The 25429-nt window shown below is 68.8% G+C and carries 23 protein-coding genes and 2 pseudogenes; 8 read left to right on the forward strand and 17 right to left on the reverse strand.

All coding sequences use genetic code 11. The annotated features are described in order from the left end of the window. Positions 1 to 448: 448 nt before the first annotated feature. Entirely contained in the window at positions 449 to 2416 is a 1968-nt protein-coding gene (locus B446_RS01110) for an acyl-CoA dehydrogenase (RefSeq protein WP_020937550.1), read from the reverse strand. 141 nt (positions 2417 to 2557) lie between these two features. Between B446_RS01110 and B446_RS39140 the strand changes: the two genes are divergently transcribed. Next, a complete protein-coding gene (locus tag B446_RS39140) occupies positions 2558 to 2725 on the forward strand; it encodes a hypothetical protein (protein WP_020937551.1) in 168 nt (55 codons plus the stop codon). Positions 2726 to 2951: 226 nt separating this feature from the next. Further along, the gene (locus tag B446_RS01115; protein WP_043477148.1) at positions 2952 to 3308 is read left to right on the forward strand and encodes a PRC-barrel domain-containing protein; all 357 of its coding nucleotides are present in this window, start codon (positions 2952 to 2954) and stop codon (positions 3306 to 3308) included. Between the two features lie 894 nt (positions 3309 to 4202). Here B446_RS01115 and B446_RS01120 read toward each other — a convergent pair. Beyond that, positions 4203 to 6719: a hypothetical protein gene (locus tag B446_RS01120; RefSeq protein ID WP_020937553.1), complete on the reverse strand. Its 2517-nt coding sequence runs from the start codon at positions 6717 to 6719 to the stop codon at positions 4203 to 4205. Positions 6720 to 6891: 172 nt separating this feature from the next. Between B446_RS01120 and B446_RS01125 the strand changes: the two genes are divergently transcribed. After that, positions 6892 to 7071, forward strand: coding sequence for a hypothetical protein (locus tag B446_RS01125; RefSeq protein WP_043474467.1), 180 nt, complete (start codon positions 6892 to 6894; stop codon positions 7069 to 7071). A 44-nt stretch (positions 7072 to 7115) separates the two neighbouring features. Here the strand turns inward: B446_RS01125 and B446_RS39145 are convergent, their stop codons facing one another. After that, the gene (locus tag B446_RS39145; RefSeq protein ID WP_158506729.1) at positions 7116 to 7256 is read right to left on the reverse strand and encodes a hypothetical protein; all 141 of its coding nucleotides are present in this window, start codon (positions 7254 to 7256) and stop codon (positions 7116 to 7118) included. Between the two features lie 538 nt (positions 7257 to 7794). Further along, positions 7795 to 8133 carry a hypothetical protein gene (locus B446_RS01130; RefSeq protein ID WP_020937554.1) on the reverse strand — a complete coding sequence of 113 codons (339 nt, stop codon included), beginning with the start codon at positions 8131 to 8133 and terminating at the stop codon, positions 7795 to 7797. Between the two features lie 354 nt (positions 8134 to 8487). On the opposite strand from B446_RS01130, the gene B446_RS01135 reads away from it, so the two are divergent. Beyond that, the gene (locus B446_RS01135; protein WP_020937555.1) at positions 8488 to 8787 is read left to right on the forward strand and encodes a hypothetical protein; all 300 of its coding nucleotides are present in this window, start codon (positions 8488 to 8490) and stop codon (positions 8785 to 8787) included. Between the two features lie 214 nt (positions 8788 to 9001). On the opposite strand, the gene B446_RS01140 is transcribed toward B446_RS01135, so the two are convergent. Continuing rightward, positions 9002 to 9739, reverse strand: coding sequence for an SDR family NAD(P)-dependent oxidoreductase (locus B446_RS01140; protein WP_020943809.1), 738 nt, complete (start codon positions 9737 to 9739; stop codon positions 9002 to 9004). An 84-nt stretch (positions 9740 to 9823) separates the two neighbouring features. Here B446_RS01140 and B446_RS01145 point away from each other — a divergent pair, with 84 nt between their 5' ends. Next, the gene (locus B446_RS01145) at positions 9824 to 10465 is read left to right on the forward strand and encodes a TetR/AcrR family transcriptional regulator (protein WP_043474470.1); all 642 of its coding nucleotides are present in this window, start codon (positions 9824 to 9826) and stop codon (positions 10463 to 10465) included. A 118-nt stretch (positions 10466 to 10583) separates the two neighbouring features. On the opposite strand, the pseudogene B446_RS01150 reads toward B446_RS01145, so the two are convergent. Together B446_RS01150 and B446_RS01155 are read right to left on the reverse strand one after the other, a co-directional pair. Beyond that, positions 10584 to 11569: pseudogene (locus B446_RS01150) on the reverse strand (IS701 family transposase); the annotation flags it as partial. A 376-nt stretch (positions 11570 to 11945) separates the two neighbouring features. Then, on the reverse strand, positions 11946 to 12833 hold the full coding sequence (locus tag B446_RS01155; protein WP_020937558.1) for a LysR family transcriptional regulator: 888 nt from the start codon (positions 12831 to 12833) through the stop codon (positions 11946 to 11948). Positions 12834 to 12953: 120 nt separating this feature from the next. Here B446_RS01155 and B446_RS01160 point away from each other — a divergent pair, with 120 nt between their 5' ends. Continuing rightward, the gene (locus tag B446_RS01160) at positions 12954 to 13283 is read left to right on the forward strand and encodes a carboxymuconolactone decarboxylase family protein (protein WP_020937559.1); all 330 of its coding nucleotides are present in this window, start codon (positions 12954 to 12956) and stop codon (positions 13281 to 13283) included. On the opposite strand, the gene B446_RS01165 is transcribed toward B446_RS01160, so the two are convergent. After that, positions 13280 to 13510 (reverse strand): hypothetical protein, encoded by a 231-nt coding sequence (locus B446_RS01165; RefSeq protein ID WP_020937560.1) that lies wholly within the window; start codon positions 13508 to 13510, stop codon positions 13280 to 13282. The two genes, B446_RS01160 and B446_RS01165, sit on opposite strands and share 4 nt — an antisense overlap. Continuing rightward, positions 13507 to 13977 (reverse strand): type I-E CRISPR-associated protein Cse2/CasB, encoded by a 471-nt coding sequence (gene casB, locus B446_RS01170; protein WP_078614595.1) that lies wholly within the window; start codon positions 13975 to 13977, stop codon positions 13507 to 13509. Before casB ends, B446_RS01165 begins: the two co-directional genes overlap by 4 nt. A 277-nt stretch (positions 13978 to 14254) precedes the next feature. Here casB and B446_RS01175 point away from each other — a divergent pair, with 277 nt between their 5' ends. Next, positions 14255 to 15115, forward strand: coding sequence for an alpha/beta fold hydrolase (locus tag B446_RS01175; RefSeq protein WP_020937562.1), 861 nt, complete (start codon positions 14255 to 14257; stop codon positions 15113 to 15115). A 377-nt stretch (positions 15116 to 15492) separates the two neighbouring features. On the opposite strand, the gene B446_RS01180 is transcribed toward B446_RS01175, so the two are convergent. From B446_RS01180 to B446_RS01195, 6 genes and pseudogenes are all read right to left on the reverse strand, one after another. Next, the gene (locus tag B446_RS01180; protein ID WP_020937563.1) at positions 15493 to 15909 is read right to left on the reverse strand and encodes a hypothetical protein; all 417 of its coding nucleotides are present in this window, start codon (positions 15907 to 15909) and stop codon (positions 15493 to 15495) included. 45 nt (positions 15910 to 15954) lie between these two features. Next, positions 15955 to 17406, reverse strand: a complete 1452-nt coding sequence (locus tag B446_RS01185; protein WP_052352098.1) for a transcriptional regulator — start codon at positions 17404 to 17406, stop codon at positions 15955 to 15957. Between the two features lie 353 nt (positions 17407 to 17759). Beyond that, positions 17760 to 17951 carry a hypothetical protein gene (locus B446_RS38905; protein WP_148305711.1) on the reverse strand — a complete coding sequence of 64 codons (192 nt, stop codon included), beginning with the start codon at positions 17949 to 17951 and terminating at the stop codon, positions 17760 to 17762. A gap of 218 nt (positions 17952 to 18169) precedes the next feature. Then, on the reverse strand, positions 18170 to 21523 hold the full coding sequence (locus B446_RS01190; protein WP_237751132.1) for an RHS repeat-associated core domain-containing protein: 3354 nt from the start codon (positions 21521 to 21523) through the stop codon (positions 18170 to 18172). Positions 21524 to 22060: 537 nt separating this feature from the next. Beyond that, positions 22061 to 22257, reverse strand: a pseudogene (locus B446_RS39855) (transposase); the annotation flags it as partial. Between the two features lie 32 nt (positions 22258 to 22289). Next, complete coding sequence (locus B446_RS01195; RefSeq protein WP_043474473.1) at positions 22290 to 23447, reverse strand: FAD-dependent monooxygenase; 1158 nt, start codon at positions 23445 to 23447, stop codon at positions 22290 to 22292. 72 nt (positions 23448 to 23519) lie between these two features. Between B446_RS01195 and B446_RS01200 the strand changes: the two genes are divergently transcribed. Then, positions 23520 to 24077, forward strand: coding sequence for a TetR/AcrR family transcriptional regulator (locus B446_RS01200; RefSeq protein WP_020937567.1), 558 nt, complete (start codon positions 23520 to 23522; stop codon positions 24075 to 24077). Positions 24078 to 24118: 41 nt separating this feature from the next. Here B446_RS01200 and B446_RS39475 read toward each other — a convergent pair whose 3' ends face one another. Next, entirely contained in the window at positions 24119 to 24277 is a 159-nt protein-coding gene (locus B446_RS39475; protein WP_162473329.1) for a hypothetical protein, read from the reverse strand. Positions 24278 to 24570: 293 nt separating this feature from the next. After that, entirely contained in the window at positions 24571 to 25233 is a 663-nt protein-coding gene (locus tag B446_RS01210) for an NADPH-dependent F420 reductase (protein ID WP_020937569.1), read from the reverse strand. Between the last annotated feature and the right edge of the window lie 196 nt (positions 25234 to 25429).

Raw genomic sequence — 25429 nt, forward strand, 5'->3', positions numbered from 1 at the left:
CTGACCACCGCGCCGTACGGCCCGGCCGTCTTTCGCCGGCAGGCCGCCCTGGCAGCCGACATCAACACCACGAGCGGGCCCGGCTCCACGGCATCCAGGCAGCGCCTAGGCGGATCCCGGTTGGAGGAGCGGTCAGGGCATTACGAGGGCGCGGCGGGGTCGTGCCGGCCCACCGCCGGTACGCATCTCGCGTCCCCTCGCAGCCCGTGGCTGCTCCCGGTGACAGCGCTCGGCGCCCTCTCCTGGTGCGAGGCCCGCTGACACAAGCCCTGGTATCAGCTGACCACGGCGTAGCTGCGTGTGTCTCACGCGGTCGGTGGCTGTCGACTCGCTCCTCCGAATGCACAGCGGCGGACCCGTTCGTGGTCTTCGGGAGGATTCCGTCCTGTGCGCTTCGTCCGCACCGCCTCCGCAGCCGTCGTCGTCGCCGCGCCGCTCGTCCCTGCCGTCAGTCGGCGGGGCCGACCAGGTCCGGTGCTCGCAGGACGGCAGCCGGGATGCCCCAGGCGTCGACGAGGTCGACGGCGAGGGAGCGCACCTTGCGGCAGAGGTCGTTCACCTCGCGACTGATCGCCTTGGACCGCTGGACGGTCAGTCGGCCGTGTTCCATGAACCAGGCACGGTCGGCTTCGATGGTCGAGAGCGCGAACAGGTCGCACAGCAGGCCAAGGGCATCCTTCTCCGTGCCTTCAGGAAGAGCCCGCACCTTGTCGACGAAGGCTTCCGTGACCAGCCGTTCGACGTGGGCCCGGGCGAGGGCGATGACGTGGTCCTGGATCAGCGAGAAGACCGCGCCGGGCTCGTCCTGCTGGATGCCGCGCTTCATGCGGCGGGCGAGGCCGGCGAGCATGTGCTCCTCGCGGAAGCGAACCATGGCGAGGTGGTACTCCGAGTCGAGGAGTCCGGCTTCCCGGTCCCATGCGTCACCGCCGGGCAGCAGGTCACGGACACGTTCGAGGAGTTTGTGCGCCGAGGTCCGCTCGATGACGGTCTCGACGGCGAGGCCGGTGACGTAGCGGACCATACCGAGCTGGTCGAGGTCCTCGAACTCGGTCGCGTGATCGGTGAGCAGACCCTTGGCCACGAGCTGGAGGAGCACGTGGTTGTCGCCCTCGAAGGTGGTGAAGACGTCGCTGTCCCGTTTGAGGGCGGCGAAGCGGTTCCGGGCAAGGTATCCCGCGCCACCGCACGCCTCGCGGCACTCCTGGACGACGCGGGTGGCGTGCCAGGTGGCGAGTGCCTTGATGCCGGCGGCTCGCGACTCAAGGCGGCGCCGTGCCTGCGGGTCGTCTTCGATGCTGGAGAAGACCTCGTGCAGCTGGCCTCGGACGACGTCCTGGGCGAAGTGCAGCGCGTAGGTGCGGGCGAGGAGGGGGAGCAGCCGGCGCTGGTGGAGGCCGTAGTCGAGGAGTACCTGTTCCTCGGTGTCCCGGGACGATGTGAACTGGCGCCGCCGGTCGGCATACTTGGTGGCGACCGCCAGTGCGACCTTGGCGACGCTGACGCCGGCTCCGGCAACGCTGACTCGGCCCTGCACGAGGGTGCCGAGCATGGTGAAGAAGCGTCGGTCGGGGTTCTCGATGGCGCTCTCATAGCGACCTTCGGGGGTGACCTGGGCGAAGCGGTCGAGGAGCGCCTCCCTGGGGACGCGTACCCCGTCGAAGCGGATGCGTCCGTTGTCGACGCCGTTGAGGCCCATCTTCCGGCCGTCGTCCTCTATGGCGACACCGGGCAGGACCCGGCCGTCCGACCGTAGAGGAACGACGAAGGCGTGGACTCCCTCGGTCCGGCCGTCCACCTCCAACTGGGCGAAGACGACGGCGAGTTCGGCGTGGCGGGCGGCGTTGCCTATGTAGTCCTTGCGAGCTTGCTCGTCGGGAGTGGTGAGGACGAACTCCCGGTTCTCGGGGTCGTAGCGGGCGATGGTGCCGAGCGCCTGGACGTTGGAACCGTGACCCACCTCGGTCATGGCGAAGCAGCCCATCAGCTCTCCGGTGACCAGGCGGGGCAGGTATGTCTTGTGGTGGTGGTCGGTGCCGAGATGCAGGATGGCTCCGCCGAAGAGCCCGAACTGGACGCCGACCTTCACGAGGACGGAGAGGTCGCCGAATGCCAGGGTCTCGAAGGCGGCGATCGACGCGCCGACGTCGTCGCCGCCGCCGTACGCGCCGGGGAAGCCCATGCCGGTCTGACCGGTCGCGGCCAACTGGACGACGACATCGCGGACCCTCTCGCGGAACGCGTCGATGCCGAGCGCGTCGGCCTCGTCGAGGACGGCGGCATGGGTGACCAGGTTGGTCCGGACGAGGTCCCGGATCCCGGCGTACTCGCCGTCGAGGACGGCGGCGAGGGCCGGGACGTCGATCTCGAGCTGGAGCCGGCCGCTGACGGAGACGGAGCTGTTCTCGGTTGCCATGCCGCTTCGCTACCCCGAGCCGCGACTGTCAACCGACGCGACCCCGGCGCCAGGCGTGGCCGGCGCGGGACGCGGGACCGGTGCGCGGTTCTGTCAGGGCCACGCCCCTCTCCGCCTCAACGGCACCGCCCGCTCCATCGCGTGACGCGCCTCCTCCCCTCGTCCTCGCCCGCCTGGGTGACGTCCTCCCGGGCGGGCGGGGCCTTAGGAAGCGCCCTGGACGGCCAGGAAAGCTACGTCGTCATCAACATCGGCAACGAGCCCTGGGGCACCCTGATGGTCGACGCGCCCAACTGGGGGCAGAACTGATCGGGCACGATGCGGGACAACGCGTCTCGACCGCGCAGGTGGCGATCGGCCAGCCGGTGCGAGGGCAGCTCCGTAGTGGAGTGGGCCGAGGTGGCCGGCCAGGCAGCAGTGGCAGGCGTCGACAGCCTCGACGGCGTTTACCAGCCCGCTTCACGGACATTTGGAGCCCCCGAGACGAAAATCGAGATGAGCAGGCATCTCTCTAGCGCATCTGTGGAGGATGAGCGTGACTGAGAACATGTGGAACTACGCGCCGACGGCCGGCCACACTCCTGACGCCGATCTGACGGGTTATGCGGTGGAAGCGACGGACGGACACATCGGCAAGGTCGACAAGCACTCCAACGACGTAGGATCGCAGTACATCGTCGTCGACACCGGAATGTGGATCTTCGGCAAGGAGGTCCTGCTCCCAGCCGCTACGATCACCCGCATCGACCACGAGGGGAGGACCATCACTGTCGCTCGCTCCAAAGAGCAGATCAAGCGCGCACCGGAGTTCGACAAGGACAAGCACTTGGGCGACCCCGCCTACCGCGACCAGATCAGCGGCCATTACGGGGCCGGTGGCGCCGGCCACTGATCCCGCCGATTCCCCAACAAGGCGGTCGACCACAACTCCGCTACGCCTCATCAAGCGACGTCACGGCGGCGGCCCGAGTCCATCTGGAGGCGGATGCCGATGCCGCCGCACGTGTCAGGGCCGCCGAGCGGGCCCGCCGGTCTGCCACCGCGCATGCCTCTCCCGCCGAACGGCGTCCGCAGGAGGCCCGGCCCTGGTACAAGCACAGGAGCGGCGGCCAGACTGGGATGAATGCCCGGCTCGTGCGCTTCCCGTACGGCACGCGTACGGGAAGCGCACGCATGCCGTTGACCGGCCCATGGCACGCTACAAAGGCGGTGGCATGATCTTGTTCGACAACGCACGCCGCAGCCTGACCCAGTCCGAAGCCCCGCCCGGGAAGGTTCCGGCCGTCCCACTCCAGCACCGGGCTGGGCCCCCATAGCGGTCAGCGTCTCGGCCAGTTCCCGGACTGTTCCGACGAGTGGACTAGAGACCGGCCGCATGGACGACACCGGCCCCTGGGAGATCGTCAGAGCGCCCTCGACGCGTTCAGGGCATCGATGACCCGCAGCGGCGACGCGTTCGCAGAGACGCCCGTCCTCTCCGCGTTCGCGGCCCTGGGCGCCCCGGCAGCTCAGGGCAAGCACCACACCAGGCGCTGCTCTGTCTCGCCGACGCCGGGCCGACGTCCTCTTTGCGAATGCTTCGTGACGGACCCCAACCCACCAGGTCAGGCTGAATCGCCGAGAACCCGCCGTGCGAACCCGCCGTCCTTCAGTCCACAGCTACTCGAACTCCTCCAAGGAGATCTCGGCCGCCTCCGGCCGCAGCCTCACCAACGAAGACTTCGCAGTGATCGACCAACGGCTGCGGGCCACGAGGCTCCCTGCGGTGATCTAGAGGAATCGACGATTACTCCCCCCGGTTGCCAGATTCAGCGGAGCTCCTGTCATCCCTTGTGCAGGACGGGCAGGGCTGCGTTTCAGCCAGTGCGGATCTCGGAAGTGCTCCGCGGTACTTCGCGACGATATTGCGGTTCAGACCCATCACGTCAGCAAGTGCTCGGTCGTCGAGTGGTTGCGGAGGCAGCCGCCAGACCAGTTGCCCGGCAATTGCTCGGATCAACCAACAGGCCACGTAGTACAGCTGAGCATGGGCGGGGAATCCCGTATCCGCCAAGTCATGGAGCTTGGAGTGCTGCATCTGCAGCACCCGCGGCCGGTACTCGAGGGGAAGCAACCAGGCCACCCCTGTTGACATCCGCACCGCTGCCAGCGACGGCGCCGACTCGCGTGCGACCATGGCTGGGTGCTCGCCGGGTGTGGCGGATTCCGTGCGGAACAGCTGGTCGAGTGCCCTTCGCAGCTGCTTCACCTGGTAGCGGAAGTAGATCTTGTCGTGAGGGAGGTCCGGGCCTCTCGGTTTGCTCAGTGCGCGGAAAAGTCCCCCCGCAGGACGCTCGGGGAAGTACTCGCGGTGATGGCAGAGATCGCTGGCAAGCCTGTCGAGGAGCTCGCGGACGTATTGAAGCGATGACAGGTCGGCGAAGGTGTCGCCGTGGTCCAGGGCGCGGCGCAGAGCTTGAATGCGGCGGATCACCGGGGTGAAGTCGTCGTAGTAGAGATAGATGGTGCCGAAGCTCAGTTCGGCGTCGATTTTACGGATCCGGAAGCGGGCAAGCTGCCGAGCGAGGCGGTTCCGTGCCTCGCTCAAGTCGTCTCGCTCGGCGAGCAGGAGGTCCCCGACGCGACGCAGTTCGTCGAGGAGGGTGACGCCGTCGAAGGGCTGCCCGCGGTCCTGCCTCGCCAGAATGTCGTCCAGTTGCTGTTCGCCGCGTTTGAGCAGCGCGAGGTACCGGCTGGCAGCGTCTTGGGTGAGGGCGTTGGTCACCGTCTTGGCGACGTCCTCGTCGGCCGCCAGCCGCGTAAGGAGCCCGAGGGCCCGCGTGACGTGGTCGTCGGAGGGCAGGTCCAGCACCCTGCCCAGCAGTTTCGGTTCCTCGTCGCGGCAGACTTGCAAGACCAACCGTTCGCCGACGGGGTCGGGGCGTAGCGGGGTGTACACGCTGTCGCCGGTGGACCCTTGACGCCAGTACCGGCCGCGCAGCCACTGGTCCACCTGATCTCGTAAGACGGCATCGCCGGCCAGGACGGGAAACTGGGCGAGTATGGCTTCGGCTTCGTCTTCATTGGCTGCGCCTGCGGTAAGCGTCACCATGGCCACGCACCGGCGAAGCAGCGGGATGTGTGCGCTCAGGGCTCCACTCGCGTTGCTGCGCCACACCTCGGTCTCGTGGTTGAGCACCCGCTCAAGCAGGTCTCCCGTGCCGTGTCGTGGGTCCGGCCCGGTCCAGACCGCGTCCACCGCCGCGCACAGCACTTCCAACGGCAGAGCGCCCGGGTCCTTGACTTCCCTCACTGGCGGGTCGGGCCTCCGCCCGCGACTGAACGCGGCTACTCCGTCGGCGAACAGTTGCCGGCGTTGCGCATCGGTCAATTCCGGGAGGGCGATCGTCTGCGCCTGCTCCAGGGCGTTCCACACGGCGTCGCTGGCTCGTTCACCAAAGCACTCACGCAGGTCCCGCAGCGCCTTTTCGGGGTATTGGGCGAGGCGGGCGAGCAGGAGCAGCCGCACCCGCTCCGACGTCGAGCACGTCATATCCTGCAGTCGGCGTGCCAGCACCTCTGGCTGTGTTCCTCCGAAGTCGTCCACCACAAGAAGCCGGTCGCCTAGTGCGGTGTCGACCCGCCGGTCCTCCATGTTCACGAACCCGGCCGTCCAGCCATTCTCGGTCTGAGCCTTGCACACAGTGATGGCGTAGCGGGTCTTGCCGGCGCCGCCAGGTGCCTCGACATAGCGAACTGCCAAGGGCTCAGGGCCGTCACACCAGGCGGCGAACTCCGCAGTGACCTCGGGAAACAGATACGGCACTATCTCGAACTTGGCGAGCAGTGAAAGGGCGGGCGTGTCTTGGCCTGGATGTTCGAGGGCGGGGGCGCGCCACGGCTGTGTGAGGAGGTTCCCAGCGCGCTTCCGCGTTCGGTCGGTGGCGGTTTGCTCGTCCTCGGCGGGGTCGCTCGGATCGTGGTCCCGGCCGTCATTACTGGCCACTTCGAGGATCGTGACGAGCCGCTGGTGCCGGTGGCGCCACAGCTTTCTCTCGACCAGGGCCTTGCTGAACGGATCGGAGGCCGTGGCGCAACGCTCGCACGCGTCGAGGAGCGCCATCACGGTGTCCAAGTCCGGGGGCCTGACGAACTCACCTTGAAGAAGCCGGTGGACGCTCGACTTGCTGGGGACTGGGCCGCCGACCGCCGCGTGCCGGGAGATCGTCCGGGCCAGCTTCGCTGCACTTGGCTGGCCCGCCGCCCTGTGCACCTCCCGCAGCCACGCGGCGAACTGCTTCCGTGCCTTGTCTGCCCGCTGCAACGCCCCTCCCCCCGGCGTCCCACAATGTCCCGGGACGCCCCGCGTTCTGGGGCCCAGCCTAGGCCGCGGTCCGCGGCAATGAGGCCGGTATCCCGATTCGACCCGACTTCCGCCAGCGGTCGCCCAGGCGCCAGAAGGTGCTCCTGTCACCGGCTAACGAACGGAGCACACGATGACGCTGCACGACCTCCTCGACACCCTCGGCCCCGTCGGCCTACTCGTCCTTCTCTGCACGGTCATGATTTTCGTGGGGGTGGTGCTGCCGACCATCTGGTCGCGCCACCCCTACCGCCGTACTGCCGCTCGCGCGACCATGAACACTCTCCTCGATGCGCTGCGCCGGCATCTCTAAACGGAGTGAGATTGACGACTGGCCTCTCCCGCCGCACCGGCACCTCACGCGCCCTGGACGGCCTGCTGGGTGTCCGACTTCGAACTGCCGGAGCTGTCGTCGAAACCACCGCCACAGGCGGCGAGGGTGAACATCAGCACGGCGGCGGGTGCGGGGAGGAGGGCACGACGGGACAAGGTACGCATGAGCGGTCTCCAGCCTCCGGGGATTCAACCGGTAGCTCCGGTACTTCAGCCGGTGCTCAGACGGCACGTCCGGCACTACGGCAGGTGGCGGACAGGACGAGAACGGAGCCAGCGACTCCTGTGGTAGGACTTCGACCACCACCCACAAAGGCGCGGCTCCTTCGCCGCCGTGATCCGGTACACCGACGATCAGGGCGGCGGCTGTACCAGCACCGGTCCCGAGTGCGAGTCGGCCTACGTCTACGGCAGCCCGTGGGCTGGAGGCGCCGAGACCCGCTCACGGAGAACACGCCAATCACCGTGACCTGCAAGATCACAAACGGTCGCAGTTTGGGCAACAGCGTGGGACCCATGTAGCGGTCCCACGCCACCGCCCTACACCACCCCTGGTTTCACCTGGACAGCGACAAGGGGGCAACCGCCGTATAGGCGGAGCTGCTGCACAACGTGAGCGTCAGCGCCGTGCCCAATTGCTCCTGAGGTCTCGTTGCGGTGTCAGGCGCCGAGCGGCGTGTGGCAGCGCGATCGGGACAGGAGGTCAGCAGGGCGGCACCCGAGTCGGCTTGGCAACGAGAGACGCGTGGACAAAGCCGATCCAGTTGTTAGTTCCGTTGGACTGCACGGTGGAGTAGTACCAGCGGTTGGTCCAGTAGTTGCCCTGGGCCCACTGACCGTCCTTGTAGCACATCATGTCGACCATGCGGCCGTTGGGCGCCTTGCCGATGATCGCGGAGTTGGTCGTGGCCGCCCCGCGGACGTAGGCGTAGCCGGAGTTCGAAGAGACGTAACTACCAGTCCACGCCGACGCGGGTGAGGCGGCCAGACCGCACAGGGCGGCTCCCGCCGCAACGAGGCCACCTACCAGATGTGAGCGCATTGTTCGCTTCCCCTCTCCTCGACAGAAGGACCAGGACGTTACGGGCGCTTTGGATCCGCCAGCCAGACGGGTGAGGGGGCGCGTTGACGTGTGTACGGCGCGCAGAGGGAGCGCGCAGCTGCCAGGCCGTGGGCCCCGGTGCTTCGTTTTGAAGCATGCTCGGACGGGGGTGCGTGGCGCCTGGCAGCTGCTCGAATGGATGTTGCAGTCTGGTCGGCGGCGATCACGGGAGGGACAGCTCTTTTCGGGGTTGCTCTGGGCACTGGTCTGACACTGTTCGGAGAGCGTGCCAAGTGGCGGCGAGAGAGTCGGCAGAGCGAACAGCGAGAGCGCGCTGAGCGACTTGAGGACTTCATGCTTGCCGTGGAGGAGGCCAGGCAGCTTGCCCATCAGGCCACGCACGGCAACATGGCCGAGGCAGCGCTGCTCAAAGCACGGTTCGAGCAGCTCATGGCCACAGTCGCCCTGAAGGTGGTGCGCATTCGGCTCGTCGAGCCGGGGGAAGTCGCCTCACGGGTGCAGATCGTCCACCAAACCGCGTGGAAAGCCATGACCGAGTCAACCGAGTCGACCAGCACACGCCGGCTGGATGAGCTGTCGACGGCGCTGACGGATCTCATCCGCGTGTGCCGGGGCACGCTCAAGGACCAGTAACACGGCCACAGCGACCGTCTTACCGTCCATCAGGATGCGTGGTTCAGAGAAGCCACCCCTTCGCCCCGTCAAGCAGCTCCCTACGATGTCCGCGTGCCGGCCACTCTCCTCGACAAGATTGCTTCGGGCGCACTGGGCCTCGTACGACGCACACGCGCGGCCCGGAGTGCACCCATCGCAGGTAGGGAACCGGATGCGCACCACCGGCCGTCGATCAGGCCCGGGTGTAGCCGCCGTCGGCGAAGAGTTCGGCGCCGGTGACGAACGACGAGGCGTCCGAAGCCAGGAAGAGGGCGGCCTCGGCGATTTCCTCGGCGTCGGCCAGCCTCCCCAGTGGCACGGTGGCCTCGGCGAACTGGTCGGCGGCCGGCCCTGCGGCGCCCAGCAGGCCAGGGGTCCGCGTGGGTCCCGGGCTGAGCACGTTGACCCGGAATCGCCGCTCCCGTGACTGCCGGGCCCAGTTGTGCACGAGGTTGCTCACCGCCGCCTTCGAGGCGCTGTAGACCTCGAGTTGCTCATTGGGCCGCACGCTGTTGCTCGAGCCGACGACCACGATGGAGGCGTTCTCCGCCAGCAGCGGGAGTGCCTTCTGAACGGTGAACAGTGGGCCCTTGACGTTGACGGCGAGGGTCAGGTCGACGTTCGCCTCGGTGTGGGCGCCGAGCGCGGCGTCCGCGACGATTCCCGCGTTGGCCACCAGCACGTCGATGCGTCCGGCCTGCTCGCGGACTCGCGCGTAGAGCGCGTCCAGGTCGGCCAGGTTCGAGACGTCGGATCGTACGCCGGTGGCCGCAGGGCCCAACTCCTTGACTGCCGCCTCGAGGCGGTCGATGTCCCGGCCGGTCACGAAGACCCGTGCGCCCTCCCGGACGAAACGGTGGGCGATGGCCAGCCCGATCCCGCTGGTCCCTCCGGTGATCACGGCCACCTTTTCCTGCAGCACGCCTGACATGGCGAACCCCTTCAGTTATGGAATGGATCGTCCATAACGTAGCCAGTAATGGACGATCGAGTCAAGAACGAATAGACTGAGGCCATGCCGAGACCACGCGCCTTCGACGAACGCCAAGTCCTGGAGCGGGCCCGGGAACAGTTCTGGGCGACCGGCTACGCAGGAACCCGGATGGACGACATCGCCCAGGCGACCGGCCTGGGCAAGGGCAGCCTGTACGGCGCGTTCGGCGACAAGGCCAAGCTGTTCCACCGTGTATTTGGCGACTGGTGCACCGCAGTCGTCGAGGTGGCCGAAGGGCGTCTGGCAGGCGGCCCGGATGCAGAGGCCTTGGCCCGACTGTCGGAATACGTGCACCTCATGGCGGAGAACACCGCCTCCGACAGCGAGCGCCGCGGGTGCCTGTTGGCCAAGGGCGCGGCGGAACTGGCCCAGCAGGATCCGACGGTCGCCGCACGGTCGGCCGAGACCATGACGGCACTGCTGACCCTGCTGCGAACGGAGATCAGCGCCGCCCAGCGCCACGGCGACATCGACAGCGCCGCGGATCCGGAGCGGCTGGCGGCACTGCTGCTGACGGTGGTCCGCGGTATCGAGGCGGTAGGCAAGGCCGGCCTGGATCCGGAGACGCTGCGGAACGTTGCAGACACCGCACTCGCGGTCCTGCCCGTGCCCGAGGGGCAGAAACGCCTCGCAACCGGGCGCAGTGCGGCCCGTGAGAACTAACTTGGTGCCATCACGGCCACATGATCCGCCGCACACGGTCTAGTAGTGCTTCGTTAGGTTCTTCGTCTGCTGGTCGGTAGGGGGCGGCCGCAGGTGGTGCAGGTGCCGGTCCAGCACCTCAGCAGGTCCTGAATGACGTCGAGGACCTGGTAGAGGGTGAGGCCGGCGTCTGGGCTTTTGGGTCGAGTCGCCGGAGGGTGAGGAAGGCCTGGGCGGCGGTGACGAGGGGTGACGTGGTGGTGCCAGCCGCGCCAGGTGCGTCCTTCGAAGTGGTCCAGGCCCAGGCCGTGCTTGAGTTCGCGGTAGTCGTGCTCGATCCGCCAGCGCATCTTCGCCCACCGCACCAGATCGGTGATGGCCGTGGTGGCGGGGAAGTTGGTCATCCAGTAGCCGGTCGGCTCTTCGGCTTCTTCAGGCTGTTCGACCAGCAGGGTCCGCAGCGGCAGCACACCGTCCCACCGGCTGCGGCCACCGGCCTGTTCCTGGGCGGTGCGGCAGGCCTCCTTGCCCGACGGCCTGACCTGCAGAACGGCGAAGTGCGAAGTCATCGTGCCCTTTACTGCCCTGCCGCCACGTGACTTCCTCGAACACCGCGGCCTCTGCAACGAGGCCCGGCAGCGGCCGGGGCACCTCGCGGTATCGGGGCAGAGTCGGTGGGCCCAGCCCGCCATAGGCGGGTTGATACGGCTCCGCGTCGGCAGGCCGAGCGATCTCTTTCGGGTCGACGGCCACGACGTAGGACCAGCCGCGTTCCTCCAGCGCGAGCCGGAAGGAGACGCTGCGGCCATAGCCGGCATCGGCCACGATCACCGGCACGCTCAGGCCCTGTCCGGCCAGGCGGTCCAGCAGTCCCAGCGCAAGACGGGTCTTGGACACATGCCCGACCTCCTCGGGAATGCCGGCCCGCCGGCGCCGACCGTTGTCATGTGTCCATTCCTCGGGCAGGAACAACTCCCACTCCAACGGGCACGATGCCGTGTCGGTGGCCGCGTGGACGCTGACCGCGACCTGGCAGTTCGCCCGTTCCGGTCCTTGCGCTGGTGAACGACGTGGCCGGCCTCCCGAGAGGCCGCATGGTGCCACCCCGCTGATGCCCCTGGTGCAGCACAGTGAGCTGGTGCGACGGCCCGGCAGGACGGGGCCCGACGCGCCGGAACGGCCCGGCGAACCCGCGCCCACGGCCCGACGACAGACGGGCAGAACGGCGGCCGCGGACGGCGGCGACAAGCCTGCCGGCAGCCGCTCACCCGCGCCCCGCCCGGCCGCTGCTCTACCCCGCGGGATCGTGACGGCCGCCCGGCGGCGGCCAGGACGCGACGCGGCAGCGCGACAGTCGGGCGCACGGCCGGCCCGGCGACCGGGCAGGGCGGGCCTGGCGACCAAGGCCGTGGCGCCGTCAGCAGGACGGGCTAGGTCGTCTCTTCCCCGACCCATCGGACGGGCTCTGGTGGGATGCCGCCGGGCCGCTGCAGGAAGCCGCCTACTGCGCGAGGTCGGCGGGCGGGCGGCGGGCGAAGGCTGCGGTGAGGGCCTGCGCGAGAGCCTCGGCCCGGGGGTCGGGCGTGGTGGCGCGGCGGGCGGTGACGATGCGGCTCGGTGCGTGGCCGTCGACCGGGACGAAGGCGATGCCGGGGCGGGCGTGCCGCAGTGCCGCGCCGGCCGGGAGCAGGCCGACCGTGCCCTCCCAGAGGACGGCGTGCAGGCATTCCTCAAGGGAGGACACCACCGGACCCGGCACGTCGTCCGGGGCGCCGAGCCAGTACGCACGCCACCGTGCGTCCGTACCCGGCGGCAGCCGGAAGCGCGGCCGACCGGCGAGTTCGGCGACGTGCAGCCGCGGGCGGCCCGCCAGAGTGTCGTCCGCCGGCAGAGCGGCCACGAGCGGCTCCTCGCCGAGCAGGCGGACCGTCAGGCCAGAGGTGTCGAAGGGCAGGCGGGTCAGCGCCAGGTCCACCCGGGCCTCGCGCAGGCCCGCGCTCGGATCGGTGATCGGCGCCTCGCGCAGCCTCACCCGCAACCCCGGCCGCTCCCGCCGCAGCGCGGACAGCGCCGCCGCGCCGACGTCCAACCCGGCGCCCGCGACCGTACCGAGGACCAGAACCCGCTCGGACTCGGCGCCCCGGACCCGTTCACGGGCGCGCTCGGCGCGCTCCAGCAGGTCCCGCGCCTCCGCGAGTAGCACCTCGCCGGCCGGGGTGAGTCGGGCGCCGGTCGGGATCCGCTCGAACAGCCGGCACCCGAGGTCTGCCTCAAGCTCCCGGATCCGGCGGCTCAGCGGCGGCTGTGCCAGATGCAGGCGCGCCGCGGCCCGGCCGAAGTGGCCCTCCTCGGCCACGGCGACGAAGCAGCGTAGTGCCCGCAGGTCCATGACCGGCCACGATACCGAGTTCGAACCCGTCCCTGCGAAATCGGTCTTGGACGCGGCCGCCCCCGTCGCGGTGGGGTGGATCCACCAACGGATCCACCCCAACCACTCAAGGAGCCCGCCGTGTACACGGACCCCGACGATCTCAAGCGCGCTCGTTCGGTCGGCGCCAATGCCCCGGTGGAGTTCGCGGCCTGGCGCGCCTTCCAGGACGCCGTCGACCGGGAGGACGGTGCGGTCCCGCGGCGCTACCGCGAGCTGATCTCCGTGGCGGTGGCGTTGGTGACCCAGTGCGCGTACTGCCTCGACGTGCACACCGCCGCCGCCCGCCGACACGGGGTGACCGCCGAGGAACTGGCCGAGACCGCCTTCGTCACCGCCGCGGTCCGCGCGGGCGGAACCCTGGCCCATGCACTCATGGCCGACCGCCTCTACGAGGAGCATGGCCACTAGTCGGCGAGCCCCCGGAGACTGCACGGCCCCCGGGGGCTCACGCACACCAGGTTCTTGGCCTGGGGCGCCGGCTCCGGCTCACCGTCCTTGGCGGCGCTCGCCTTGCGCTTGGGCACCTCGGTCTTCAAGCCGGCTGCCTTCACCGTCTCGTCCGCGAGCCGCAGGGCGGTCTCACCCGTGAGCGAGGCGGTCTGCAGGGCGTACACGTCGAGGAAGATGCGGTTCACGAGGCGTCCTTGTCGGTGTACGTGGTGGCGGTGGTGTCCGTGGTGGCGCGGTCGGCGGCAGCGGCAGGGCGGCCGGTGGGCTTGTCGTGCCAGGTGTGGAAGGAGCGGCCCCGTTCCCTGCGGACGGTGTCCGCGCCGCCGGGCCGCTGCCCGGTGTAGAGCTGTCCGGCGGGCAACGCGTGGTCGAGTTCGATGTCTTCGAGGCGCAGCAGGACGACGATGTCGCGCAGCCGCTGGGCGCAGGTGGTCAGGTCGGCGGCGGTGCCGGCGCGGCCCAGGCGTTTGTGGATGGGGGGTGCGATCTCGCCGGGTTTCATCATCCGGCGCACCGCGGCGCCCAGGCCGCGGCGGCGGTCCGGCCGGTCGGCCTGGTACATGCCGGTGCGGCGGGACTGCTGGTGCAGTGCGTAGAGGGTGAGGGCGACATGCAGGGCGTCCTCGGCCCTGGCCAGTTCCTGCTCGATCAGCGGCCGGGCGCCGCACGGGCAACGGCCTCGCCGGCCGGCTTCTTCAACTCCGCCTGGTCATGTTTCCGCTCGCCGTCATCACGGTCACCGCCGCGCTTTCAAGCCCCTGCCGACAACGCCGCCTGTGCCGCCTTTGCCGACCCTCTGGACGCGATACTTGGCGTTTGAGCAAGCTCGTTGGCGACTGAGCGACCCGTAGCGGAGTGTCGGGGCTCATCTTGGGAAGGTGGATCGGTGGGGTAGCGCGGGCCGGGTCTCGGAGCAGGAGGGGCGTTGCGTGTTCGAGGAGTTTTCCACCAGGACGGTGCGCACCAGTGAGGCATCCATTTTCGTTCGATACGGGGGCGAGGGCCCGCCTCTTCTGTTGTTGCATGGCCACCCGCGTACGTCGGCGACATGGCACCGGGTCGCGCCCGTCCTGGTGCGGCGCGGTTTCAGCGTCGTCTGCCCCGACCTGCGTGGGTACGGACGCTCCCGCGGTCCGGCGCCCACTCTGGATCACGTTCCGCACGCCAAGCGCGCCGTTGCCAAGGACATGGTCGAGGTCATGCAAACGCTCGGGCATCAGCGCTTCGGTCTCGTCGGTCACGACCGAGGGGCTGCCGTGGCGCTCCGCCTGGTGCTGGACCACCCGTCCGCGGTGACCCGGGTGGCGTTCCTGGACGGCCTGCCCCTGAGCGAGCACCTGACCCGTGCGGATGCCCGGTTCGCCACCGCATGGTGGCACTGGTTCTTCTTCGCACAGCCAGAGATCCCCGAACGCGTCATCAACGCTGATCCCGACGCCTGGTACCGCGGAGACCCCGAAGCCATGGGGCAGGAGAATCACGACGAGTGGCGAACCGCCACCCGCAATCCAGACGTCGTCCGCGCCATGCTGGAGGACTACCGCGCCGGGCTCACCGTGGACCGCCAACACGAGGAGGCGGACCGCGCCCGAGGGACGCGGATAGACTGCCCCGTCCTGGTCCTGTGGTCCTTGCGAGACGATCTCGAGGACCTGTACGGCGACCCGCGTACCATCTGGCGCGACTGGGCCGACGACGTCCGAGGCCACGGCATCGACGCCGGCCATCATGTGGCCGAGGAAGCCCCCGGCCCCCTCTCCGCCGCCCTGGGCGGCTTCTTCAACGGCTGAGGCTGCTCGCTCCGCCGTCGGAGAGGCGGGCGTCTCCCACGACCGAGCGTGTACGGGAAAAGGTGAACCCACTCGCTCGTGCTTGGGTGCGAGTGGTTCCTGAAGGCAGCCGGCCAAGAGGCGATCTACGCATCAACTAAGCAGAAGCGCAGGGTGCCATCACGCGCTGCAGCCCCCTTCCTGCCGTTATGACATCCATAGCGACTGCTATTTGGAAGTCACGACGCTGCTGTCTGACGTCCTGCCGAGACCGGGGAGCGAAGCCAGCCACGAGAAGAGGGATCAGCCATGTCGGAGATGGCTCCGAGCGTCGACCTGAAGCGTCACCTGCGTGTTGTACGTCCTCCGTGTGGCCATCATGACTTGGCTTCCCCGTCTCACTTCGCAGCTATCCGCTCAAGGCCGTCCTGGAGTAGGCGGACGGCCTCCTCCGCCTCCGTGTACTCCTCTGCACTCGCCAGAACAGTGCCGAACGTGCCACCACTCTCGGCAGTCATGGCCCGCCAGCGCAGGACCGGTTCGAGCGCGTTGAGGGCACCGGAGAGGAACCAGGCCATGCGGCCGTGGGTGCGAGCGAGAGAGATCGCCAGGACGGCGAGCGTTTCCCGCAGGTGTTCCAGCCGGTCGATCTGCGGCAATGCCTCCTGGACGTCCGACGGCCCGACAACCTTCCGCAGCCCGGCCTCGGTCTCAAGCGCAAGAGCCCGGTCGCTCGGAGCCAGCTCCCACACCCGGTCACGGATCTGCTGCTCGGCTTCCTCGGCCAGCATCGCGACGATTCTCCGCATGTCCATGCAGCCCACTCTAGGCTGGTTGGCCCGAGCAGCTCCCAGGTTCCCTCAAGCGTCGGTGGGTACCCACTGACGCACACCGTGGTCGTTCGTGCCGTACCAGTAGTGGGGCAGGCCCTTGATGCTGCTGGTGCGGAAGGGGTGGCCGTGGTCGTCGATGCGGACCGTGCCGGTGCGGCCCTGCGAGGACCAGTCCAGTTCCAGGTACCAGGCGCAGTCGTATGCCTCGGTCGTCGCGGTGACCTGCAGCACCTCCGGGTCCTCGGCGGAGACGCGGTAGGGGAACTGAACCGCGGGGACGGAGTTTCCGCTGTCGTTGCCGGGGCGCGCATGGGCGATCGGGCGGTCGACGTCCAGGTTCACGGAGAAGTTCCGGGGCGGCAGATCACTGCCGCAGCCCTGGCCCATGGCGTACGCGTTGCCCGTGACCGGGGTGCCGCGGCTGACGATACGTACCCGGAGGGCAGCGAGGACCACGGTCGTGGACGACTTCCCCTGTACCGAGATCTGCACCATCGTCTGCCGCCCAGGTACCGCCTGCTGCGTCGCTGCCCACACTCCGGCGTCCTGTTCTACCGGCGGCGGGGGCACCTGGGCCGGCTCCTTGCCGATGACGTAGTCGTGCCCGCAACCGCCGTCCCAGATCTGCGAGTCGGCGGTCCACGCGAGCGGTACACCGGTTGGCACGGGGGCGTCGCTCTTCGTCCCAGCCGACGATCGGTCCTTCGACTCGGGGCTCCCTGAAGCCCGTACTCCTGCGGAGGGCGACTCCGGAGAACGGCTGCGGGAGGGGCTGACCGCAGTGGCCTGCGGGTGGTGTGACGTGCCGGTTCCTGTCGTGCGGGACTGACCGGGGGCCTTGGCGGAGTTGTCGTGAGACCGGTCGGCCGACAGCGCCGACATACTGCCCAGCGTCACCAGCAGTACGGTGGCCGTGGCTGTGCCGGCGACGGTACGACGACGGCGGTACCAGGGCCGTCCAGTTGAGCGGACCGCATCGCACTGGGCCGTCGACTCGCAACTGCCCGGTCCGGAAGCCTCGGGAGCGGCGATGCCGTCGGCGCCGCCACCCAGACTGCGCGTGCTGCCACCCGCACGCGCCGCTGTCCGGCTGTCCGGACCCGAAGCCCGCCCGTCCCCTGTCGGCCCCGGTGCCCCCTCGGTCTTTGTCTGCTCCGCTGCCTCCTCCCCCGCCCTCGGCCTCTGTCGTGCCATCACCGCGAGCAGCCACAGGCGGTGCAGATCGAGGCGTTCCTCCGGTGTTGCTCCGCAGAAGGCAGCCAACCGCTCCACCGGGACGTAGTCCTGCGGGACCGCCTGTCCCGCGCAGTAGCGGTGCAGCGTGGAGGTGTTCATGCCGAGACGGCGGGCCAGTGAGCCGTAGCTCCGGTCCGTGCGGTCCTTCAGCCGGCGCAGCAGCGCCGCGAACTGCTCGACGTCGTCCTCGGTCGACACCGCTCCCCCAACCTCCCACGCGTTCCCGTATCTCAGGCGATCCATATACCTGCACGTCAGATGGGACGGGACGGTTCCACCCTCGCCGAGCAGGCGTCCGGCGTCGCGCGGAGCCATCAGGTCAAGCGACGCATCTGACCGCTGCCTGACACGTACTGAGCCGTCGCCGGCCTCGTCTCCGACCGCACCGTCACCGTCTGAAACAGGCCGCGAGCAGGCCAAACACGACCCGCCCGCTATCGCGCACCAACTCGTAAGTAGGCGTAGGACAGGGAATCAACGAGGCTCCCGCACTGCTGAGTTGAGACGGCGAACACCTCTCTCACCGGCACAGGAGCCTCGTGCGTTGCGGGACACCGGCCGGCCACCCGATCAGTGGTCACACTGAAAGAGCTCAGTCAGCCGACGACTCCGATGACATAGAGCAGCCCCACGAGCGCGAGCATGACACCGATCGCACGAAAGGCCACAGCATTGCTTTGATCGAAACGCCCACTGGCTCTGCTTCCGACAGCTTTGGAGAAGGTGGGTCCGAACACTGCGATAGCCACCCCGAACGCGGTAACCAGCACACCCACAAGAACATGCATGACTGTCCTTACTGGTCAAGACTGTGGGCGCCCACAGAGAGCGCCCACAGAAGAACTCCTCTACTTGCTGCGTCGCCGACTTCTGGCATAGAGACCGATCATCACTATCGCAGCGATGACGAAGAGGCCAACCATCAGGTACGGGGACCAGGAAGGTCCAGCGGGCCTACCATTGGCCAGTTGAAGAAGGCTCTGCATGGGCGTATGCCTCGTTTTCCTTAGAAGGTGTACTTGACCGTTCCTGAACACTTGCCGGTACTTCCACCCGTGCCGACACCTTCCGACCCATCCGTAGCGACAGACAGGTCCGCAGGACCTAGCCCGCACGCCACTTCGCCGGTCCATCCCGGCCCCGCTGAGCCTGAGGCCAGACCCAGGTCACCACTTACTCCGGGGGTGCCAAGTCCTACGGACAGGTACGGGTGGACGCCGCCGTCCTCGTTGATGCTTGCGCCAGCGCCTATGCACACCCAGTAGCAAGCCTCGCCCCCCACGTCGAGCGACAGCAACCCGTTGGGGTCGATGCGGTTGACGGGGTCGCCCTCGGCGTAGAGGTAGGGGTTCTGTTCCTGGCCGGAGGGGTCGGACTGGGTGAAGCGGCTGACGTTGGCGTCGTAGTAGCGGGCCTTGAGGTGGTACAGGCCGGTGGGGTCCTGGTAGTTGCCGGCGAAGCGGTAGGGCTGGGCCACCGGTTCCGTCGACTGGGCGAGCAGACGAACACCGCGGGGGCTGTACGTGTAGGTGTCGACCTTGTTGCCGTCCACGTCCACCAGACCGATCACCGAGCCGATCGCGTCGGTGAGGTAGTAGTACGCCTTGCCCCCGGTCGTCATGGAGTTCAAGGTGCCCCCGGGCTCGCGGTTGAAGCCCATGTCCACGCCGGCGGTCGTCTTGGCGGACAGGCCGAGGGGGCCGTTGTGGAAGTAGGTGTCACCGAGGCGGATACGCTCGCTCTGGTCGGTGGAGCCGTACTGGCCGTCGTAGGTCTTGTTGTTGACCGTGATCGACGACATCTGGGAGTGGTCGGTCCAGGTCTCGCCGGTGCGGGTGTAGTCGTCGGTGGAGGCGCCTGCGGTCTCGTTGCCGATGGCGTCGTAGGACCAGCTTCCGCTGGTGCTGGACTTGGCGGTGAGTTCCTGGGCGTCGTTGTAGGTGTAGGTGGTGCCGCGCGGGCAGCCCTGGTCGGCGCCCTGGGAGGTGAGGTTGCCGGCCAGGTCGTAGCAGTACTGCCAGGAGTCGGCGATCGTGCCGTTCTTCTCCTCCTTGGCGTAGGAGAAGCGGCCCGCGCCGTCGTAGGAGTAGGTGCGCTTCAGCCCGGTGACGTTGTCCGTGCTGGTGCGGATCTTGTTGCCGTCGGTGGCGGCGTTCGTGCCGTAGCCGTAGGTGTAGCCGAGGTCGACCAGGGTGCCCTGGTCGGAGGTCACCTTGATGTTCTTGGGGCGGCTGGAGGCGTCGACGTCGACCTTCTGCACCGTGCCGCCGGGGTAGGTGGTCGTGGTGCGGACGTCGTCGTTGTTGTAATCGTACGTCGTCACCGCACCCTGCGGGTCCTTCAGCTCCTTGAGCTTGTTGACCTCGTTCCAGGTGTAGTCGACCTTCCCCGCGGGGTCCTGGTAGTAGTCCACGTTGCCCGCCGGGGTGTAGGCCAGCAGCGTCTGGGAGCCGTCCTGGAGGTGACGGACCGTCTCGCGCTGCAGCGGGTCGAACTCGTACTTCACCGTCCCCGTGCCGTCCGAGCGCTGGACCAGGTTGCCGTCGCCGTCGTACCAGTACTCGACCTTCACCGAGTTCGGTGCGGAGACGGTGCGGATGCGGTCCATGTTGTCGTACGTGTACGTGAAGGTCACCCCGCGCGCGTCCGTGGCCGACGCCGTGCGGCCCAGGTCGTCGTAGGTGTACGTCGTCTTGTCCAGCGGTGCCGGCGGCTTGGCCCACTCCAGGTTGCCCTTGGCGTCGTAATGGAAGTCGGTCTGCACCGTCTTCGTCGACGTCATCTTCGTCTTCTGCGCGCAGCGCTGGCCCTCGAAGCCGCCGCAGGTCGGGGTGGCGGGGTTGTAGTCGTAGGAGACGCTGCCGCCGCCGGTGCCGGTCTGGGCGACCGAGGTGGTGTTGCCGACCGTGTCGTAGGTGAAGCTCGTCTTCTCGCCGTCGGCGTTGGTGGAGTCCTTCGGTACGTCGCCGCCGGCGATGGTCTGCCAGGAGTTGACCGTCTTGCCGCCGGTGGGCATCGAGACGGTCTCTAGGTTGTTGCGGGAGTTGAATCCGTAGTCGGTGACGTTGCCCGGGGTGGTGCCCGCGCCCATCGCGTCGGTGGCCGTGTCGATGTTGTGGTTGGCGTCGAACTTCGTCGAGCGGTGATGCTGCAGCGCGTCCGTCACGTCGGTGACCTGGCCGTCGCCGTCGTGGTCGTACTTCGTGGCGTGCAGCTCCGGGTCCTTGGCCGTGGTCGTGCCGGCCGCGGTCGCCGACGTGGAGCTGTAGGTGTACGTCCAGGTCGGGCCCGTGCTCCCGGAGGCGTTGAAGCCGGTGGCGCGCAGCATCGAGGTGACGCGGTTGACGTCGTCGTAGGTGAAGACGGTGACCCGGCCTTCGGCGGTGGTGATCTTGGCGACGCGGCCGGAGCCGTCGTAGCCGAAGGTGACGGTCTTGCCCTCGGTGTCGGTGGTGGTGGCCAGGTTGCCGCTCGGGTCGAGGCTGTAGACGGCGGTGCGGCCGGTGTTGTCCTTGGCCTGCCACTGCGAGGGGTAGGTCTTGACGAGGTCAATCCAGCGGCCCGAGCGGGTCTCGGTGAGTTTGAAGCCCTTGTTCTCGCCGGTTTCGTCGTGCTGGGCGACGGTGATGCTGCCGTGGTTGCGGTCGGTGACCTTGCTCAGGCAGCCGTTGGCGTTGTAGGTCTCCTTCGAGCCCGACTTCCACTTCGTCAGCGTGTAGGTGCCGTCCGCGTTCTTCTTCAGGTCCTCCGAGTACCCCTTGGGGGTGGTGAAGGAGCCGTCGCTGTTCTTGGTGAAGCGGACGGTGGCGCCGGAGGCGTCGTAGAGGATCACCTCGCTGCTGGAGATGGACAGGTAGCGCTCGTACTGCTGCCACCAGCGCTGCGAGACGCGCCCGTAGGGGGCATCGAGCGAGTTGTACGTCCGCGCCAGCATCAGGCGCTGCCCCACGCCGGCGATGTCGAAGTCCGTCGCCGTCAGCATCAGGTTGCCGGTCGAGTAGTCGACCTTCGCCTTCAGAGTGTCCGTGATCGCGAAGCTGGTGTAGCGGTGCCAGGGCACGTTGCCCTGGCCCTCCGGGACGAGGCTCATCAGCGACGCCTTCGCCGCGACACCCGAGGACGCGGCCTCCTTCCCGGAGGCTGCGGCCTTGGCGTGCGCCCGCTGCTCACGCCTCCACGGCGCGTACGCGGTCGGGTTCTTCGACGGCTTCGACTTCACCGGCCGGTTCGCACCGACCTTCACCGCCGGCATCCTGAAGTCGGGGCTGCCCTTGCCCCACGCCGATACGGGTTTGCCGTCGGCCGCTGTCGCCGTCGTGGCGGGCAGGACCGCCGCCGCGAGCGCCGCCGCCGTCACCACCGCCACGGCGGCAGCCGCTCCTGATCTCCTCCGCGCATGCCGAAGAGACGTGCCCAAGGCACGTGTGCGCATGACTTTCCCCCATGGAGAGACAGACCCCGACAGCTCCAACAGCCACCGGGCCCACACAAGTTGTCACAGGAATCGCACAAAGATTCTTTCCATTCCCACGGAACCACCCCACATACGGGCCAGAATCAGCCACTCCCTTGCCATAGGGCAAGCAACGTAAAGGGCAATGAAAGGGTCCGTGTTGGGTGCAGTCACGCAGGCAGCACCGCGCGCAGGGCCCGGGCCGAACGGCCTAATAGCGTGGGCGCTTTCCTAGGCCCAGACGAAGGCAAGAAGCATGATCTGCGCGTGCCGACCGAGACCCGCGGATCGGCCCGAGCATGCCTCTGAAGAACATCGCGTCGGGGCTCGCCTCCAAGCAGGGGGCACCTAACGCAGCGCGGCGGCGACGAAGCCGTCGAGAGCCTCGCGCGGTACTCACCGCCGTTCACCAGTCGGTCGAAAAACCAGTCCGTCGATGCAGGTCAGCAACGGGGCGTGCAGGCGCGGCCAGACGCCGGCCTCGGTCCAGTCCCGCAGCGGCGCCAGGCCGTCACACCGGAGCAACCCACGGACTCCGTCGGAACATCGCGCCGGACGACACCGGTTCGCAGCGCGTACATCACGCCGGCGAGTGCCACTCGACCGGGAACTCGCAGGCCCCCAGGGTGGCGACGGCGCCGTTCGGGTCGTGAGGTGGCGGGCACGAACCGGATCAGCTCAGCGACGGCGGAACCCAGGCGTGATGACGCAGGATCATACGTGTGGCGACCCGGGATGGAGTCAGTCGCATCGCCGTGTTCCGCAGGGGGACGGCCAGTGGGTGGGAGAGCTGTTGGCCCATTCTGCCGGCTTGCCGGGCAGCCCGTGCGACGGCCTGGCTGCGGGGCCGACGCTCGGCGTCGTAGCGAGCGAGCGCGGCGTCGACGGTGGACTCGGTGGCGAGGGCGGCGGCGAGGGTTACCGCGTCCTCCAGTGCCTGACAGGCCCCCTGTCCGAGGTTGGGGGTCATCGCATGGGCCGCGTCACCGAGCAGCGCGATCCGACCGACCGCGTATGAGGTGAGCGGCGTACGCAGTTCGTTCACGTCGTGATACAGCACGGCCTCGGGCCGGGTCGCGTCGAGCATGGCGGGGATCGGGTCGTGCCAGGTGTGGAACCGTCGGCGCAGTTCGGCCAGCGGGTCGGCGAACCGCGTGCCGGCGGGGTGGCTGAGGACGGCGTGCCACTCGGCCCGCCTGTCCCGGAAGGCGATGTGCCCGAATTCCGCGCCGCGGCCCCAGGTCAGCTCGAAGTCGGTCCGCAGATCGACCGCGCGCTCGGTGATGGCACGCAGTACCGTCGAGCCGCTGTAGACCGGGCCGGGATGGTGTGGGAAAAGACGGCTGCGAGTTTTGCTGCCGATGCCGTCGGCCGCGACCACCAGACCGGCGTTCAGGACCGTGGTGCGGCAGTCGACTTGAACCGTCTCAGGGCCGGTCTGCTCGACCCCGGCCGCCTCCGAGCCGGTCACCAGTGATTCGGCGGGCAGGCAGTCGCGGAGCAGTCGGTGCAGGTCGGAGCGGGGGATGCCCATGATCGGTGCGCCCACCGCCTTCTCCAGCGTCGAGCCGTCCATCCGGGCCAGCCAGCCGCCCCGGGGCGTCCGGGTGCCGCCGCTGTACTGGCCTCGCGATGCCTCCCGAACCGCGTCGCCGACCCCCAGTTCGTCCAGTGCCCGCAGGCCGTTGGCGGCCAGTGAAATGCCTGCCCCCGCGTCATCGAGCATGGACGCACGCTCGATGACCGTCACGTCCCATCCGATGCGAAACAGACCGATCGCGGCGGCCAGCCCGCCGACGCCCCCTCCGAGCACCACTGCCGTGTTCCCCATGCCGGAGCCCCCATCTTCTACATCTGTAGAAGCGCACCCTATCCCGAGTCTCTACGGGTGTAGAAAGGGGCCATGGCTTCGGATCGGCGCACTCTTCTGGCGGACGCGGCTCTCGACGTGCTCGTCGACGAAGGGATACGCGGCCTGACCCACCGCGCGGTCGATCGGAAGTCCGCCATGCCGCCCGGCACCACCTCGGCCTACTTCCGCACCCGTGCCGCGCTGCTGACCGGACTCGTAACCCGCCTGGTCCATCTCGACCAGGCAGAACTTCAAACGATGGCCGAAGAGCTTCCACCCCTGCGCACCGTCGAGGAACTGGTGGACGGCATGGTGCTGCTCACCCGGCAGCGACTCACCGGCGAGGGCCGCCGCCGCTCGCTCGCCCGCCATGCCTGCGCCGTCGAGAGCGTGCGCGACCCTGAGCTGCGAGCGATACTCGTGCCCCGCGAGAACGCCGGCCGCGAGGCCGTCCGGATGTTCCTCACCACGCACGGCGTCACAGACGTCGAGAACCGCACTCACACTCTGCTGACCTGCATCGACGGACTGGTTTTCGACCGACTGGTGAACGGCGGCGAAGTACCGCGCGAGGCTCTCGACGGCCTGGTCGCCGCCGCGCTGCGTTAGGACCCGGGCGTCCACGGTCCCACTCGAACCGGCCGACGGCCTCAGCTGCCGCCACCGCCTGCGGACCCGCCGAGCTGGGCCGGGCCGCCCTGGCCGCCTACCTCGCCAGCCGGGACAGCCGCGGCGAAGCGTTCCGCGCCGTCGTCCGCACCGACCACGGCAACCACATCGTCATGCCCGCCGACCAACTCATCGACCATGACCGGAAAGCAGACCCAGCCGTCTGCCCGCCACTGCCCGCCTACCTGCGCAACGCCTTCGCTTGACGCCAGGGGCGTAGGGCAGCCGCACCGCACCGACCGCGGCATGGTCCGGCTCGCCATCGGCCTGGCCGACAAGCGTCGGGCGGGGCGCGGAACAGTGCGGTTTGGCACCGGGCGGGGCTCGCTGGATGTCCTCCTGCGCGGAGGCGGGGTGCGGCCCGGGGGTCCGGTCGGGATCAAGTTGCCGGAGAGGCCGCACCGGCCGCTGGAGATCGCCCGAGCCGATCGCGTCAGGCCCGCCACTCCGCCGTACGCTCGGGGCTCGCCGCGGCCAGCGCCTTCGTCACTCCGTCGACGCCCTCGCGCAGGCCGTACACAGGGGTGCCCGGCTGCTGGCGCCAGGAGTCGTCGAGCCCGCCGGCGTCCACGGTGTCGAAGCCGAGCTCGTCGATCAGCGCCCTGACCTTCCGCTTGGCCGCCTCGTCGTCGCCGGCCACCGGCAGGGCCTGCCGGTCGGGGGCGCCCGCCGGGCGCGCACGTTCCAGGATGTCGATGGCGAAGGTGCCGTTGAAGGCCTTGATGACGGGGTGCCCGATCTGCCGCTCGGTCCAGCGGCTCTCGGTCAGGCCCTCGTCCTCGATCCCGGCGATCTTCCCGTCGCGCTGCTGTGGGTAGTAGTTGCCGGTGTCGATCACCACGACGCCTTCGGCGGCCCCGTCGAGCAGGCCGGAGGGCAGGTTCGGGACGGCCTTCAGGGGGACGGTGACGACGACGATCTCCGCGTCACGCGCCGCCTCCTCCACCGGTACCGGCGTCGCTCCGGTCTCCTCGGCCAGTTCGGTGAGGGTCTGCGGGCCACGGGAGTTCGCCACGGAGACGTCGTGACCGAGGGCGGTCAGCCGCCGGGTGAGGTTGCCGCCGATGTTGCCCGCGCCGATGATGCCAATCTTCACGACAGGCCCTGCCTTTCGAGTCGATGCACACGCATACGTCTGGTCGGCGTCAACCCAGGGCCTGTCCGGGCTATTCCGCGAGCCGTCCGGATGGGTGAGCTGGGGGGCGGGTACCCGTCCCGGGCCAACCGTCGAACGGATCCTTCAGCTCCCTCAGAGGTGCTCATCGGCAGAGGTGCTCACCGGCGACCGGGTC

Source organism: Streptomyces collinus Tu 365 (assembly GCF_000444875.1).
GTDB lineage: Bacteria > Actinomycetota > Actinomycetes > Streptomycetales > Streptomycetaceae > Streptomyces > Streptomyces collinus_A.